Genomic DNA, 14,294 nt, shown 5'->3' with positions numbered 1-14,294 from the left:
GAGCAGGGCCGTTCATGCCCGCCACGCTACAAGCGCGCGATCACCGTCGGCACTGACGAAAGTCACCCCCGGCCTCCTCCGATACGGTGGGGCCGTGACGACCCTGTGGGACCGGGTGACGCGGTGGCTGCGCGAACCGGACGCCGCCGGCACCGCCGCTGGCACCGCCCCCGGCGCCCCCGCCGACGGCCCCGGCAGCCCCGGCAGGGGACGCATGGGCGCCGTGACCGCCGCCGCCGACGCCGCCCTGGCCGTCGTGCTCGCCATCGTCGTGCTGGCCATCTCCGCCAACGCCCAGCGCCTCACCGACCGCGACCTGTGGCCCGGCGGCGTCGTCCTGATCCTGCTGGGCACCCTGATCATGGCGGTGCGGCGCCGCCACCCCATGATCACCCTGGTCGTGCTGACCCTGGTCGTCCCGCTGTACTACCCGCTGGGCTACCCCGACGGGCCGCTGGGCGTGGTGTTCTTCGCCGCGCTGTTCAACGCCGCCGTCCACTGCCGCCCCGCCGTCCCCCTCGGCGCCGTCATCGTCATCAACGCCGCCATCCCCCTGGTCGCCTTCCTCAAGCACGACGGCACCGGCGCCCTGGTCGACGGCCCCGCCGTGGCCTTCCTCACCGCCACCCTGCTGCTGCTGTCCGCCCTCGGCATGTACGTGCGCAACCGCCGCGTCCGCGCCCTGGCCGCCGAGGCGCGCGCCGCCGCCGCCGAACGCGACCGCGAGGAACAGGCCCAGCGCCGCGCCACCGAGGAACGCCTGCGCATCGCCCGCGAACTCCACGACGTGCTGGCCCACCAGATCTCCCTGATCAACGTGCAGGCCGGCGCCGCCCTGCACCGCCGCGACGACCCCGAACGCGCCTACCAGGCCCTGACCACCATCAAGGCCGCCAGCAAACAGACCCTGCGCGAACTGCGCGGCGTGCTGGGCGTCCTGCGCCAGCTCGACCAGAGCGACACCGAACCGGTCACGCCCGCCCCCACCCTGGACCGCCTCCAGGACCTGGCCGACCAGACCACCGCCGCGGGCCTGCACGTCGAGCTGCACACCCACGACAACACCGGCACCGATAGCAGCACCGGCATCGGCACCGGCAGGGGCAGCGGCGCGTCCGTGCCCGCGCCGGTCGCCCTGGCCGGCTACCGCATCGTCCAGGAAGCCCTCACCAACGCCCTACGGCACTCCGGGGCCCGCACCGCCACCGTCACCGTCCACCACACCGGCGACGCGGTCACCCTGCGGATCGACGACGACGGCACCGGCCCCACCGACCCCGCCGCCCTGGACCGCGGCAACGGCCTGCGCGGCATGGCCGAACGCGCCGCCACCGTCGGCGGCCACCTCACCGCCGGACCCCGCCCCGGCGGCGGCTTCCGCGTCCACGCCCACCTGCCCCTCAGCGACCCCACCGACCCCACCGACCCCGCCGCTCCCGCCGCTCCCGACCTGCCCTCCACCGAACCGCCCGAGCACGACCCCGGAAAGGACCACCACACGTGATCCGCGTGGCACTGGCCGACGACCAGACGCTGGTGCGGGCGGGCTTCCGCTCCATCCTGGAAGGCGAGGACGACATCGCCGTCGTCGCCGAGGCCGGCAACGGCGAACAAGCCGTTCACCAGGCCCGGCAGCACCGCCCCGACGTGGTGCTGATGGACATCCGCATGCCCGTCCTCGACGGCCTGGAGGCCACCCGCCGCATCATCGCCGACCCCCACCTGTCGGGCGTCCGGGTCGTCATCCTCACCACCTTCGACCTGGACGACTACGTCTATGGCGCCATCAAGGCCGGAGCCAGCGGCTTCCTGGTCAAGGACACCGAACCCCCCGAACTCATCCACGGCGTCCGCGTCGTGGCCCGCGGCGACGCCCTGCTGGCCCCCACCGTCACCCGCCGCCTGATCGCCGAGTTCGCCTCCCGCATCACCGCCCCGCCCCCGGCCGCCGAACTCGACGCCCTCACCGACCGCGAACGCGAGGTCCTGCACCTGGTCGCCGCCGGACTGTCCAACGAGGAGATCGCCGCCCGCCTGGTCCTCAGCCCCGCCACCGCCAAGACCCACGTCAGCCGCATCCTGGCCAAACTCGGCGCCCGCGACCGCGCCCAACTGGTCGTCCTGGCCTACGAGACCGGCATGATCCGCCCCGGCTGGCTCGGCTGACCGGCCCCGTCCCGCCCAGGCCGACGTGACCCGCGCCACACCGCCGTACCGCAACCCCGCCTCCCCGCGCGGGGTTTCCGGAAAGGTGACGGCACCCACGACGGCACCCCACCCCCCATCCGCCACCGACCCGGACGAGGAGAGAACCGGCGGACACGGCACCGAACAGGGCGGCGCGCAGGACCCCACCGCCCTGCGGGTCATCGCCGACCTGACCCTGGACGCCGACCTCGGCTTCGCCACCCTGTACGACGCCTACCAGAACGCGGTGTACTCCACCGCCCTGCGCCTGAGCGGCCACCGCCAGGAAGCCGAGGACCTGGCCGCCGAGACGTTCCTGCGCGCCTACCGCGCCCTGTGCGGCTACGACCCCGACCGCATCGCCGCCCTGCGCCCCCGCGCCTGGCTGCTGACCATCCTGACCAACCTGTGGCGCAACGGCCTGCGCACCGCCGCCCGCCGCCCCCGCACCACACCCCTCGCCGGGCCCCGGACCGACGACTCCCCCGACCCGGCCGCCCACCAGATCCCCGACCCCTCCCCGGGCGTCGAGACCACCGTCGCCCACCGCGAGACCGGCCGCGAACTGGCCGCGCTCCTACAGCACCTACCCCCCGCCCAACGCGCCGCCGTCGTCCTGCGCCACGTCGGCGACCTGCCCATCCACGAGATCGCCACCGTGCTCGACCTGCCCGAGGGCACCGTCAAATCCCACATCTCCCGTGGCCTGACCCGGCTCCGCAGACTCCACACCACACCCGGCGCCGCCACATCCGGCACCACCGCACCCAGCACCACCCCGGGGGACCCACGATGACACCCACCCACGCCACACCCGACCCGACCGAGACCAACGCGCTGGCCGAAACCAACGCGCTGGCCGAGACCGCCGCCGCGCTGGGCGACCTGACCGCCGACGCCCCGCCCACCCTGCTGGACCGCATCGTCGCCCGCCGCATCACCATCCCCGCCCCCTTCCTGGCCGGGGCCGAACACCGCGCGCCAGGCGCCCCGGACGCCGGGCCGGACCCGGCCGAGGACCTGACGCACCTGCAGATCGCCTTCACCGACCACGGCGTGGCCTACCTGCGTCCGGGAACCGACACCGCCGCCTTCACCGCCGACTTCCGCGCCCGCTTCGCCCGCCCCCTGCTGCCCGCCGACCGGCCCCCCGCCGGGCTGCTGCCCGCCCTGCGCGCCGGACGCCCCGGCGACCTGCGCCTGGACCTGCGCGGCCTCAGCGACTTCGAGACCGCCGTGCTGCGCGCCGCCGCCACCATCCCCCGCGGCCAGACCCGCCCCTACGCCTGGATCGCCGCCCAGGCCGGACGCCCCAAGGCCGTGCGCGCCGTCGGCTCGGCCCTGGGCCGCAACCCCGTCCCGCTGCTGATCCCCTGCCACCGCGTCACCCGCTCCGACGGCAGCCCCGGCCAGTACATCTTCGGCGCCGACACCAAGATCCGCCTGCTGCGCGCCGAGAACGTCAACCTCGACGAGGTCACCGACCTGGCCCGCCACCGCGTCCACTTCCTGGCCTCCGACACCACCGGCGTGGTGTGCTACCCCACCTGCCACAACGCCCGGCGCATCACCCCCGCCCACCGGCACGGCTTCGCCACCCTGGCCGAGGCCCGCGCCGCCGGATACCGGCCCTGCCGCCACTGCCGCCCCGCCGTCCCCGCATGACCGGCGGCCCCACGCACACCGGTACGGCACGCGACAGCGGTCAGGGGACGGGGACCTCCACATACCCGGGCGCGCCGCGCTCCACCTCGGCGCGCCCGGCCGTCACCTCGGCCACCCACGCCTCGAACCCCGCCAGCTCCGGCACCGGCACCGCCACATCGGCCTCGACCCCGGCCCCGTAGCGCACCTCGCCCGGCTGGGTGCCGCGCCCGTGCAGGTCGCCCAGGAAACGCCCGGCCAGCCCGTGGTCGACCCGCACCGTCACCGTCACCACCGGCCGCAGCTCCACCACACCGACCGCCTCGACGGTCTCGGCGACCGCCTGCCCGTAGGCGCGCACCAGCCCGCCCGCGCCCAGCTTCACCCCGCCGAAGTACCGCGTCACCACCGCCGCGACGCCGGTCAGCTCCCGCCGGACCAGCACCTCCAGCATCGGGATGCCCGCCGTCCCGGCCGGTTCCCCGTCGTCGTTGCTCTTGGTGATCTCCCCGTGCTCGCCCACCACATAGGCGGTGCAGTTGTGGGTGGCGTCCCGGTGCGCCCGCCGGTGCGCCGCCAGGAACCCCACCGCCTCGGCCTCGGTGCCGACCCGGGCCAGCGTGCACACGAAACGGGACCTGCGGATCTCCAGCTCGTGGGAGCCCGACTGCTTGATCATTCGCATGACCAGCCCGAGTGTACGGCCCGCCGCCCGAGCCCGCCGGGCCGGGCCGAACGCCACCGAACACGGCACCGGGCCAGGGCGCGGCAGCCCGCCCGCGGGTCCGTAGAGCCGTCCGGCGTCACCGCGCGCACCGGCGAACGCGAGGATCTCCCCGCGTCGCCAAGCCATGCGCCCACCCACGCGGGTGGGTTCAAGCCCGGCCCCAAGAGCGACGGCGGCCTCGTTCAGCCTTGAGAGCCGGCCTTAGGGTCAGCCCTTGGGGAACGGCCAGGGGTTGGGCCGGCACCCGTACAGCGACTTGGTCTGCTGCACCATCACCGGGGCCCGCCGTCCCGGCCCCGGGCAGTTCTGGTGCCCGTGGCCCAGCAGGTGGCCGACCTCGTGGTTGATCACGTATTCGCGGTAGGTCGCCAGGTCCCGGCCGTAGGAGGCCGCGCCCTGACCCCACCGCCGCGCGTTGATCACCGCGCGGCCGTTCTGCCCGCACGACAGCTGCCCGCCGGTCCGCAGCGGCAGGCACAGCCGGTCGGTCATCGCCGGGCTGGTCAACGCCACCCGGAACCGCACCGGCCCGCCCGCCACCCGCACGAACCGCATCCGCCCGCCCTGCCCCCAGCTACGCCGGTCGTTGAGCACCCGGTGGACCTGCGCGGCGAACTCCTCGCCCCGGAACGGCAGCCCCCGCTCCACCTCCACCGCGTACCGCACCACGGCCCCCCTGGACCCGGCGGGCGCCGGGGCGGTGCCCGGCACCACCGCGTACCGGCCGCGGCCCGACACCGGCACCGCCACCCGCGGCGGCTGGCGCCGCCCGTTGACGACCGGCCCGCGCGGCGAGGACGGCGTGGGCGGCGCGGTGCGCACCGCCGTGCGGCCGCCCGTGCCCCCCGACGTCGACGACGGCGGCGCCGGATCGGGCCGTTTCTCACCGGCGCTGCCGTGGTCGCCCAGGACCATCACCGCGACGCCCCCGCCGCCCGCCACCAGCACCACGGCCCCGGCCGCCGCCAGCCACACCCCCCGGCCGCGGCGCGGGCGCCGCGGGCGCGCGGGAGCCAGGGGTTCCTTGAGGTTGTGCACCGCTGCTCCGGTCACGTCAGGCGCCGCACGGGGCCGAGCACATCGGCGCGCCGGCAGCGGCGGACGGACCCGGGCGCACGCCCGCCCCCGACGAGGCCGCGCACCCCGGCGTCCTGTGGCCGTGCCCCCGCCACGTCCCGCCGCTACCCGATCAGCAAACCCGCAGATCCTAACGCGCCCCGTGCGTCACACACGCATCAACGGCCACTTCGGGCGCGTCCAGACGGGGCCGGGACGGGTATGGCGCGTTCCACGGCGAAACGCCGTCGGCGGGTTCAGCCGATCATGGGGATGACGTCGGCGATCGAGTTCACCACGTGGGAGGGCCGGAACGGGAACCGCTCCACCTCCTCCTTGCGGGTCACGCCGCTGAGCACCAGGATCGTCTCCAGCCCCGCCTCCACGCCCGCCACCACGTCGGTGTCCATCCGGTCACCGATCATCGCGGTGGACTCCGAGTGCCCGCCGACCGCGTTCAGGGCGCTGCGCATCATCAGCGGGTTGGGCTTGCCGACGAAGTAGGGCTCCACCCCGGTCGCCTTGGTGATCATCGCGGCGACCGCGCCGGTCGCCGGCAGCGACCCCTCCAGCGACGGCCCGATCGGGTCGGGGTTGGTGGCGATGAACCGCGCCCCGTTCTCGATCAGCCGGACCGCCTTGGTGATCTGCGAGAAGCTGTAGGTGCGGGTCTCGCCCAGCACCACATAGTCCGGCTCCAGGTCGGTCAGCACGTACCCGGCCTCGTGCAGCGCCGTGGTCAGTCCCGCCTCGCCGATCACATACGCCGATCCCTCGGGCCGCTGGTCGGCCAGGAACCGCGCGGTCGCCAGCGCCGAGGTCCAGATCGCCTCCGGCGGCACCCGCAGCCCCAGCGTCGCCAGCCGCGCCGACAGGTCCCGCCGGGTGTAGATCGAGTTGTTGGTCAGGATGAGGAACGGCCGTCCCGACTCCGCCAACCGCCGCACGAACTCGTCCGCGCCGGGGATCGCCTGCCCCTCGTGCACCAGCACCCCGTCCATGTCCGACAGCCACGACTCGATCGGCTTGCGTTCGCTCATGTGCGCCATTGTCGCAGCATCCACCCCCACCGGCGGCCGTCGCCCCGCCCTACCGTCCGCCGCGTGGCCAGCGCTAATGTGGCCCCGTGAGTGATCATCTGCGTAACGGAACCGACATCCGCCAGATCGACCCGCCGGACCTGGCCGCCGGCCCCGGCTACAGCCACGCGGTGTCGGTCGATGTCCCCGGCCGTCTGGTCGTCATCAGCGGCCAGGTCCCGGTGGACGCCGACGGCGCCCTGGTCGGCGAGGGCGACCTGCGCGCCCAGCTGGACCAGATCTTCACCAACCTGTCGGCCGCCCTCAAGGCCGCGGACGCCACCTGGCACCACGTCGTCAGGCTCGGGTTCTTCCTGCGCGACATCGGTCAGGTCGCGACCCTGCGGGAGGTGCGCGACCGCCACCTGCCCGCGGGCGTCACCCCCGCCAGCACCCTGGTGGAGGTGTCGGGCCTGGTCAACGACGCCTTCCTCGCCGAGATCGAGGCCTGGGCCGTCGTCCCCCGCAACGACGGCTAGCGAGGACCCGGCACGGCATCCCGGCACGGCATCAGGACGGCAAAAGGCCCCGGCGGTGACCGCCGGGGCCTTACGCCGTCACGCGTCGGGTCAGACGTTCACCCCGAAGTCGGCGGCGATCCCGGACAGGCCGGAGGCGTAGCCCTGGCCGACCGCGCGGAACTTCCACTCCGGACCGTTGCGGTACAGCTCACCGAACACCATGGCGGTCTCGGTGGAGGCGTCCTCCGACAGGTCGTAACGGGCGATCTCCCCGTTGCCGGCCTGGTTGACCACCCGGATGAAGGCGTTGCGGACCTGGCCGAAGTTCTGGCCGCGACCGTCGGCGTCGTAGATCGACACCGGGAAAACGATCTTGGTGACCTCGGCGGGAACGCCCTGCAGGTTCACCTTGATCTGCTCGTCGTCACCCTCGCCCTCACCGGTGAGGTTGTCACCGGTGTGCTCCACCGAGCCGTCGGGGCTCTTGAGGTTGTTGAAGAACACGAAGTGCTGGTCCGACAGCACCCTGTTGTCGGCGCCCACCAGCAGCGCGCTGGCGTCCAGGTCGAAGTCGGTGCCGGTGGTGGTGCGCACGTCCCAGCCCAGACCCACCACGACCGCGGTCAGTCCGGGAGCCTCCTTGGTCAGAGAGACGTTGCCGCCCTTGCTCAGACTGACTCCCACTGTCCTACCTCCGTATCGGCTCCGCGCGGACGCCTGCCGCCCACACGGTCTGTAACGAGAACGGTAGTCACTTCGCGCCGGTTCCCCCACCCGATCCGGTGACTTCCGCACGGCGTGTCATACGGAACATGTCATACCGGGCATGCCATAGCGGGCATGTCATACCGGACGCCTCACTCCCCGGCGACCCACCCCGCCGGGGCGCCGAACGCCTGCGGCAGGTCGAACGCCGCCACCAGCTCCGCCGCGTGCGGAGCCAGCGCGTCGCACATCCGCCGGCGCGCCCGCCACACCCGGTCCAGCAGCCCCGCACCGGCCACGCCCTCGTTGAGCAGGACGTCGGCGCGGCGCTCCATCCACTCCAGCGCGTGCAGGCCCGCCAGCCTCCGCAGCACCGCCGGGCCGTCGCCCAGCGCCTCGGCCAGGATCGTCAGCATCATCCGGTCGCCCAGCGCCGTGGCCGTCCGCGACGCCAGCGCCAGGTTGTCGTTCCAGGCGGTGAACGGCTCGGCGCCGCCCGCCCGCGCCGTCGCCACCCGCTCGGCCAGCCGCTCGCGCAGCCGCCGCTCGACCGCCCCGGCCATCGCCAGCCACATCCGCGGCTCCACCAGCTCCTCGTCGGGAAAGTCGCCCTGCGGCACCGCGGCCTCGGGCGGCATCCGGTAGTGGTCCAGGTCCGCCATCGCCCGCGCGGTGTCGAACAGCACCAGCGCGTTGTCGCCGCCCGCGCTCAGGTAGGCGTGGGCCAGCCCCCGGTAGGCGTTGAGCCGGTCGGTGGCGGCGAACCCCGGCGCGCCGCTGTGCACCCGGCACCGCGCCACCGTCTCCTGCGCCAGCGCCGTCGCCGCCGCCTTCAGCAACGCCAGGTCCCGGTCCACCGCCGACCACGGCGCCCACGCCGTCCCCCCGCCCTCGCCGCCGCCCTCGCCGCCGCCCTCGCCACCACCGTCGCCGCCGCCGTCGCTTTCGCCGGCCGCGGGCGCGGCGGGACGGTGGCCCTTGACGTGGGAGGCCACCACCGTCAGCGCGTACGCCGACGCCACCGCCCCCAGCACCGCCTCCTGCTGGTTGCGGTAGTCGGTCAGCGGACGGCGCGGCGCCAGCCGCCCCAGCGTGGTCCGGCCCGCCGAGTGCGCCCACAGCGTCCCCGCCGCCGCCCGCGTGATCGCCGCCGACGCCGACACCACCGCCCGCCACACCGGCGGCGCGATCCCCATCGACCGCGTCAGACGCTGCGCCGCCCCGCCCGCCGGATCGCGCAGCACCCCGTCGGCGTCGATGGAGGCCCCGTCGCGCAGCCACGCCTCGTAGGGCACCCGCAGCCCCTCCAACCGCACCGCCGCGTAGTCCACCGGCAGGCCCGAGGAGTCGGGAGCCTCCATGATCCGCACGCCCGGCGGCACGTTCCCCTCGGCGTCGCGCAGCCGCGCCACGAACACGAACACCCCGCGCTCGGCCCCGTCGTGCTCCAGCGTGGCGTACACCGCGGCGGTCTTGGCGACGGCCGGGTGCGCGGTGCTGGTGGGGAACTTCGCCGCCGCCGCGTCCGGGCTGGTCAGCACGAACTCGCCGGTCGCGGCGTCGAAGCGGGCCAGGGTGCGCGGCGACAGATGGCTGTTGCTGCGGCCCACCTCGGTCATCAGCAGCGTCCCGCACGCCGCCATCGACTCCAGCTCCGCGCGCTCGGCGCGCGGCCCGGTCCGCTCGTCCCCGAACGCCAGGATCGGCCCCAGCGCCAGCGTGTAGTGCAGCAGCATCACATGGAACAACGCCGGATCGGCGATCGCCGCGCGCTCCAGCAGCGCGCACAGCACCCCCGGATCCTCCAGCAGCTCCGGCGCGGCGGGCGCGGCCCGGCCCGCCCGCGCCAGCCGCCGGTAGGTCAGCTCCTGCCGCTCCCTCAGGGTCAGCCCGTCGGGCAGGACGCAGAACTCCTCGGGGACCGCCTCGGCCAGCCAGGCCGCGACCTTGGGCTCCAGCGCCGGACCGTGCACCAGCCGGCGCAGGCGGTCGGTGTCAACGCGCGTCTCGGCGTGCGCCTCGGCGTCCATGGGATGCTCCCGTCAGTCTCGGGGGGTCGCGGTCATCAACAAAACCCTCAACGGGCCGCCGCCGCCGGCACGCCGCGCGACGCGCCCCTCAGGAGGGGACGTCGGAGGGCTCCTCGTCGGGCGCCGTCACCTCCGGCGAGGACTTGCTCACCTCCGGGGAGGCCTTGCCGACCTCGGATGCGGCGTCCCGCCCGGCGAGCGGGGGCGGCGCGGCCGTCGCCCCGCCGGGCGGAGCGGTCCGCCGCCGGTCCCGCAGCGGCGTCACCGTCGCCACGTCCCGCACCGTCATCCGCGCGCACTGGCACAACGCGCCGCCCGCGCCGCCCTCGACGAACACCGTCGCGCCCGCCCGGTGCACCGCGCGCAGCGTCGCCGGCAACCGCACCGGTTTGACGATGCAGTCGGCCAGCGCCCGGTGCAGGTCGTCGTCGTCGCCGTAGACGCGGCCCCGCACCGGCGAGTGCACCGTCACCTCCAGCGGCCGCTGCCGCATCGGGCGGATCATCGCGTACCACTCGTCGTCGGCCCCGGCCATCGCCGGATGGTGCGACAGGTAGGGCACCGCCAGCCGCGCCGCGCGCACCCCCGACTCCCGCGCCACCGCCAGCACCCGGTCCAGCTCGGCGTCCGGGCCGCTGACCACCGTCGCCGACGGCGCGTTCAGGCACGCCACCACCACCCGACCCGCGCCCGCCCCCTCGGCCTCGGCGCGCGCGATGCACTTGAGGGTGGCCGCCTCGTCGGCCTCCAGCAGCCCCATGCCGCCGCCCCCGCCGCGCCGCGCCAGCACCCCCACCAGGTCGGCCGCCATGCGCGCGCCGTCGGTGACCGAGAACGCCCCGGCGCACACCAGCGCCGCGATCTCCCCGAAGCTCTGCCCGACCGCGAACCGCGGCATCACCCCCGCCGCCCGCAGCACCCGGTCCACCGCCACCGAGGCGGTGTAGGCCGCCAGCTGCGCCACCCCCGGCAGCCGCGCCGCCTCCCGGTAGGTGTCGGGGTCCTCCAGCAGGATCCGCCGCAGCGAGGGCCATCGCTCCCGCGGCAGCGCCTCCTGCACCGCGTCCACCACGTCACCGACCACCCGCGCCGGTCCCGGCCCCCGCGCCGCCAACGTCACCAGGTCCGGCGCGCCCGCCGACCCGGTGCCCGGGAACAGCAGCGCGCACACCGCATCGGGCCTGAGCCGTCCCATCCAGTCAGCCGACGACGACACGCGGACACCCCTTACCTCAACGGAAGACCCACGTCTCCGAAGGGATAAACGCCGTTTGGTCTGTAGTTATGGAACAAAAGTTACAAACTGGGATTATTCACTCATGAAATCGGTCTGACAACCATCAGTGGTCCCGTCCCGGGGGACCCGGCGGACCGATCGGCCACACAGGGTCCGGTCACCAGCGGCCGGACCGGGGAGCGCCCATGAACCAACGTCCGGACGCCCGCCGCCCGCGGTCCGAGCGGCCCGTCACCCCTCCGCAGCCGTCCTACCCCCGGCCACCCCGCACCGAACCGACCAGTCCGCAACCGGCCGCCGCACCCCCGGCCCCTCCCGCGCCCGCCCAGCGCTGGGCGATCCGCGGCACCGGCGCGTTCCTGCCCGAACGCCGCGTCCCCAGCGGCGAGCTGTCGGCGTCCCTGGGCCTGCCCCCGGACTGGATCGAGGAACGCACCGGCATCCGCACCCGCCACGTCGCGGACGACGCACAGGCCGCCTCCGACCTGGCCGCCCTCGCCGCGCGCCGCGCCCTGGAGGCCGCCGGACTGCGCCCGGACGACCTCGGACTGATCGTGCTGGGCACCTCCACCCCCGACGAACTCGGCCCCTCCACCGCCTGCCGCGTGCAGGCGCTGCTCGGCGCGACCGGCGCCGCCGCGTTCGACGTCGCCGCCGCGTGCAGCGGCTTCGTCTACGGCCTCCAGGCCGCCGTCGGCTGGCTGGCCACCCAGCGCGGCGCCGCGCCCTACGCCCTGGTGATCGGCGTGGAGGTCTACTCCCGCTTCCTCAACCACCGCGACCGCGCCACCGCCGCGCTGTTCGGCGACGGCGCGGCCGCCGCCGTCGTCGGGCCCGTCCCGGCCCCCTACGGCGTGCTGTCGCTGACCCTGGGCTCCGACGGCACCCGCGCCGGCGACGTGCTGATCCCCGCGGGCGGCAGCCGCCTGCCCGCCACCCCCGACACCCTGGCCACAGCCGGCCACACCATCCACATGGACGGCCGCGCCGTCCGCGAGTTCATCACCGCCACCCTGCCCCGCCTGGTCGACGAGGGCTGCCAGGCGGGCGGCGTCAAACCCGCCGACCTGGCCCTGGTGGTCCCGCACCAGCCCAACCCCAAACTGGTCGCGGCCCTGGCCGACCGCTGCGGCCTGGACCCCGACCAACTGGTGATCGCCGGAAGCGACGTCGGCAACATCGGCGCCGCCAGCCTCCCCTACGCCCTGGACCGGGCCGTGCGCACCCGCGGCGTCGCCCCCGGCGAACTGGTGCTGCTGGCCGGGTTCGGAGCCGGCATGACCTGGGGCCACGCCCTGATCAGCTGGCCGCCCGGAAGCGAGGCGCCCCGCTGACCACCTGAAGGCGAGGGCTCGGCGGCGCCGGTCCCGCCGCCTGGGCGACCGCCCTACACGTGCTCCATCACCAGCATCGCGCTGGTGTCGGGCTCCAGCGCCTCGAACACGTGCCGGGCGTCGCCCGGATAGGCCACGTAGTCGCCGGGCCCCATCTCCACCGGGTCGTCGGCCGGGCCCACCAGCGCCCGCCCGGCGGCCAGCACCACGTGCTCCAGCGTGCCGGGGATGTGCGGCTCCGACACCCGCGGCGGCCCCGGCCACGCCACGATCCGGTACAGGTCGCGCCGCGCCCCCGGCGGGCAGGAGGCCAGCAGCGTCGCGGCGTACCCGGCCTGCTCGGCGTGGGTGACCGGGCCCTCCCCGGCCCGCACCACCCGCACCGTGGGGCGCGGCGGGTCCACCAGGCGGCTGAACGTCACCCCCAGCGCGGTCGCCAGCGCCCACAGCACCTCCACGCTCGGGTTGCCGGCGCCCGACTCCAGCTTCGACAGCGTCGACTTGGCGACCCCCGCGCGCTTGGCCAGCTCGGTCAGCGACAGCCCCGCGCGCTCGCGTTCGCGCCGCAGCGCCATCGCGATCAGCGTGCCCAGCTCCTCCGGCCCCGGTCCCATGCACCGCTCCCGTGTTCGTTCTGCGCTACCAGATGTTCGATTTGACGAACAACGCCCCTGGGGTTCACTGTAATGGACATGCGTTCACTCTGGCGAACACTGGATCGCGGCACGCTCCGCGACATCGCCCTGGTCTGCCTGGCCGACGCCCTGGTCGGCGCCTCCTTCGGCGCGATCGCCGTCGCCGGGGGACTGCCCCTCTGGGTGCCGATCGTCATGTCCCTGCTGGTGTTCGCGGGCGGCTCGCAGTTCGCCGCCGTCGGCGTGGTGCTGGCCGGGGGCGGCGCGCTCGCCGCCGTCGCCGCCGGGCTCATCCTCAACGCCCGCCTGCTGGTGTTCGGCTTCGCCGTCGCCGACGTGCTGGACCACGGCACCCCGCGCCGCCGCCGCTGGGCCCGCCTGCTCGGCGCGCACCTGGTGACCGACGAGTCCGTCGCCTTCACCCTGCGCCACCGCGACCCGCACCGCCGCCGCGCCGCGTTCTGGATCAGCGCCGTGGGCCTGTTCGTGGTCTGGAACCTGGCGGTCCTGGTCGGGGCCCTGGCCGGCCGCGTCATCGGCGACACCGACGCCCTCGGCCTGGACGCCGCCTTCCCCGCCGTGCTGCTGGCCCTGGTGCTGCCCGCCCTCACCGGCCCGGGCCGGGGACGGCTGCGCGCCGCCGCCCTGACCGGCGCGCTGGTCGCCGTGGCCGCCACCCCGCTGCTGCCCGCGGGACTGCCGGTCCTGCTCGCCCTGGCCGGCCTGGTGTTCACCCTGCGCCGCACCGCCCCCGCCAACGGTTCCGATACCGAACCCGCCTCCGAGTCCGAGATCCAGTCCGCCCCGCAGGAGGTCCGCTGATGCCCGTCCTGGCCATCGTCGCCCTGGCCGCCGGAACCTACGCCCTGCGCCTGGCCGGCCCCCTGTTCCAGGGCCGCCTGCGGCTGCCCGAACGCCTGCGGGACCTGCTCACCGACGCCGCCACCGTCCTGCTGGTCACCCTGGCCGCCACCGCCGCCCTCACCCAGGGCGACGGCCCGGCGGGCTGGGCGCGCCCCGCCGGGGTGCTGGTCGCCGCCGTCCTGGTGCTGCGCCGCGCCCCGTTCCCCGTCGTCGTGATCGCCGCCGCCGCGACCTGCGCCCTGCTGCGCCTGTGCGGCCTGTCCTGACCCTCCCGCTCTGACCGCCCGCCCGCCGGGACGCCGCCCACCCCTGGAGGCCGTCCCGGCGGACACCGT

The 14,294-nt window shown here is 75.3% G+C and carries 15 protein-coding genes; 8 read left to right on the top strand and 7 right to left on the bottom strand.

The window, feature by feature from the left end:
- The first annotated feature begins 94 nt into the window (after window positions 1–94).
- From HNR61_RS49380 to HNR61_RS24495, 4 genes are all read left to right on the top strand, one after another.
- Complete coding sequence (locus HNR61_RS49380; RefSeq protein ID WP_312898074.1) at window positions 95–1,504, top strand: sensor histidine kinase; 1,410 nt, start codon at window positions 95–97, stop codon at window positions 1,502–1,504.
- Window positions 1,501–2,166, top strand: coding sequence for a response regulator (locus tag HNR61_RS24505; RefSeq protein WP_182845507.1), 666 nt, complete (start codon window positions 1,501–1,503; stop codon window positions 2,164–2,166). The genes HNR61_RS49380 and HNR61_RS24505 overlap by 4 nt, the downstream gene beginning before the upstream one ends.
- An 85-nt stretch (window positions 2,167–2,251) precedes the next feature.
- Window positions 2,252–2,983 (top strand): RNA polymerase sigma factor, encoded by a 732-nt coding sequence (locus HNR61_RS24500; protein ID WP_312898073.1) that lies wholly within the window; start codon window positions 2,252–2,254, stop codon window positions 2,981–2,983.
- Window positions 2,980–3,852, top strand: a complete 873-nt coding sequence (locus tag HNR61_RS24495; RefSeq protein ID WP_182845506.1) for a methylated-DNA--[protein]-cysteine S-methyltransferase — start codon at window positions 2,980–2,982, stop codon at window positions 3,850–3,852. Before HNR61_RS24500 ends, HNR61_RS24495 begins: the two co-directional genes overlap by 4 nt.
- A gap of 40 nt (window positions 3,853–3,892) precedes the next feature.
- Here the strand turns inward: HNR61_RS24495 and HNR61_RS24490 are convergent, their stop codons facing one another.
- The 3 genes from HNR61_RS24490 to HNR61_RS24480 all read right to left on the bottom strand — a co-directional run bounded on the left by HNR61_RS24490 (window position 3,893) and on the right by HNR61_RS24480 (window position 6,654).
- Entirely contained in the window at window positions 3,893–4,684 is a 792-nt protein-coding gene (locus tag HNR61_RS24490) for an IMPACT family protein (protein WP_312898072.1), read from the bottom strand.
- Window positions 4,685–4,765: 81 nt separating this feature from the next.
- Complete coding sequence (locus tag HNR61_RS24485; protein ID WP_312898071.1) at window positions 4,766–5,611, bottom strand: DUF3152 domain-containing protein; 846 nt, start codon at window positions 5,609–5,611, stop codon at window positions 4,766–4,768.
- A gap of 260 nt (window positions 5,612–5,871) precedes the next feature.
- A complete protein-coding gene (locus tag HNR61_RS24480; protein WP_067823832.1) occupies window positions 5,872–6,654 on the bottom strand; it encodes an HAD-IIA family hydrolase in 783 nt (260 codons plus the stop codon).
- A gap of 86 nt (window positions 6,655–6,740) precedes the next feature.
- On the opposite strand from HNR61_RS24480, the gene HNR61_RS24475 reads away from it, so the two are divergent.
- Window positions 6,741–7,172 carry a RidA family protein gene (locus HNR61_RS24475; RefSeq protein WP_312898070.1) on the top strand — a complete coding sequence of 144 codons (432 nt, stop codon included), beginning with the start codon at window positions 6,741–6,743 and terminating at the stop codon, window positions 7,170–7,172.
- Between the two features lie 90 nt (window positions 7,173–7,262).
- Here the strand turns inward: HNR61_RS24475 and HNR61_RS24470 are convergent, their stop codons facing one another.
- From HNR61_RS24470 to HNR61_RS24460, 3 genes are all read right to left on the bottom strand, one after another.
- Window positions 7,263–7,838 carry a TerD family protein gene (locus HNR61_RS24470; protein ID WP_067823760.1) on the bottom strand — a complete coding sequence of 192 codons (576 nt, stop codon included), beginning with the start codon at window positions 7,836–7,838 and terminating at the stop codon, window positions 7,263–7,265.
- Between the two features lie 173 nt (window positions 7,839–8,011).
- Window positions 8,012–9,889 carry an acyl-CoA dehydrogenase gene (locus HNR61_RS24465; protein WP_182845505.1) on the bottom strand — a complete coding sequence of 626 codons (1,878 nt, stop codon included), beginning with the start codon at window positions 9,887–9,889 and terminating at the stop codon, window positions 8,012–8,014.
- Between the two features lie 88 nt (window positions 9,890–9,977).
- Window positions 9,978–11,084 carry an ACP S-malonyltransferase gene (locus HNR61_RS24460; protein ID WP_182845504.1) on the bottom strand — a complete coding sequence of 369 codons (1,107 nt, stop codon included), beginning with the start codon at window positions 11,082–11,084 and terminating at the stop codon, window positions 9,978–9,980.
- Between the two features lie 227 nt (window positions 11,085–11,311).
- Here HNR61_RS24460 and HNR61_RS24455 point away from each other — a divergent pair, with 227 nt between their 5' ends.
- Complete coding sequence (locus HNR61_RS24455) at window positions 11,312–12,460, top strand: 3-oxoacyl-ACP synthase III family protein (protein WP_182845503.1); 1,149 nt, start codon at window positions 11,312–11,314, stop codon at window positions 12,458–12,460.
- Window positions 12,461–12,513: 53 nt separating this feature from the next.
- Here the strand turns inward: HNR61_RS24455 and HNR61_RS24450 are convergent, their stop codons facing one another.
- Window positions 12,514–13,074 (bottom strand): helix-turn-helix domain-containing protein, encoded by a 561-nt coding sequence (locus HNR61_RS24450; RefSeq protein WP_182845502.1) that lies wholly within the window; start codon window positions 13,072–13,074, stop codon window positions 12,514–12,516.
- Between the two features lie 78 nt (window positions 13,075–13,152).
- Between HNR61_RS24450 and HNR61_RS24445 the strand changes: the two genes are divergently transcribed.
- Together HNR61_RS24445 and HNR61_RS24440 are read left to right on the top strand one after the other, a co-directional pair.
- Window positions 13,153–13,917 (top strand): AzlC family ABC transporter permease, encoded by a 765-nt coding sequence (locus HNR61_RS24445; RefSeq protein ID WP_182845501.1) that lies wholly within the window; start codon window positions 13,153–13,155, stop codon window positions 13,915–13,917.
- Complete coding sequence (locus tag HNR61_RS24440) at window positions 13,917–14,225, top strand: branched-chain amino acid transport AzlD family protein (protein ID WP_067823769.1); 309 nt, start codon at window positions 13,917–13,919, stop codon at window positions 14,223–14,225. Before HNR61_RS24445 ends, HNR61_RS24440 begins: the two co-directional genes overlap by 1 nt.
- The last annotated feature ends 69 nt before the right edge of the window (window positions 14,226–14,294 follow it).

The organism is Actinomadura kijaniata (assembly GCF_014138665.1).
In the GTDB taxonomy this organism is placed as follows: domain Bacteria; phylum Actinomycetota; class Actinomycetes; order Streptosporangiales; family Streptosporangiaceae; genus Spirillospora; species Spirillospora kijaniata.
This window is presented reverse-complemented; position numbering and strand designations above follow the sequence as displayed.

Coding starts and splice junctions, on each gene's coding strand:
- HNR61_RS24455 (WP_182845503.1), top strand. CDS start 11,312: ATGAACCAACGTCCGGACGCCCGCCGCCCGCGGTCCGAGCGGCCCGTC.
- HNR61_RS24460 (WP_182845504.1), bottom strand. CDS start 11,084: ATGGGACGGCTCAGGCCCGATGCGGTGTGCGCGCTGCTGTTCCCGGGC.
- HNR61_RS24465 (WP_182845505.1), bottom strand. CDS start 9,889: ATGGACGCCGAGGCGCACGCCGAGACGCGCGTTGACACCGACCGCCTG.
- HNR61_RS24440 (WP_067823769.1), top strand. CDS start 13,917: ATGCCCGTCCTGGCCATCGTCGCCCTGGCCGCCGGAACCTACGCCCTG.
- HNR61_RS24450 (WP_182845502.1), bottom strand. CDS start 13,074: ATGGGACCGGGGCCGGAGGAGCTGGGCACGCTGATCGCGATGGCGCTG.
- HNR61_RS24445 (WP_182845501.1), top strand. CDS start 13,153: ATGCGTTCACTCTGGCGAACACTGGATCGCGGCACGCTCCGCGACATC.
- HNR61_RS24490 (WP_312898072.1), bottom strand. CDS start 4,684: ATGGCTTGGCGACGCGGGGAGATCCTCGCGTTCGCCGGTGCGCGCGGT.
- HNR61_RS24480 (WP_067823832.1), bottom strand. CDS start 6,654: ATGAGCGAACGCAAGCCGATCGAGTCGTGGCTGTCGGACATGGACGGG.
- HNR61_RS24495 (WP_182845506.1), top strand. CDS start 2,980: ATGACACCCACCCACGCCACACCCGACCCGACCGAGACCAACGCGCTG.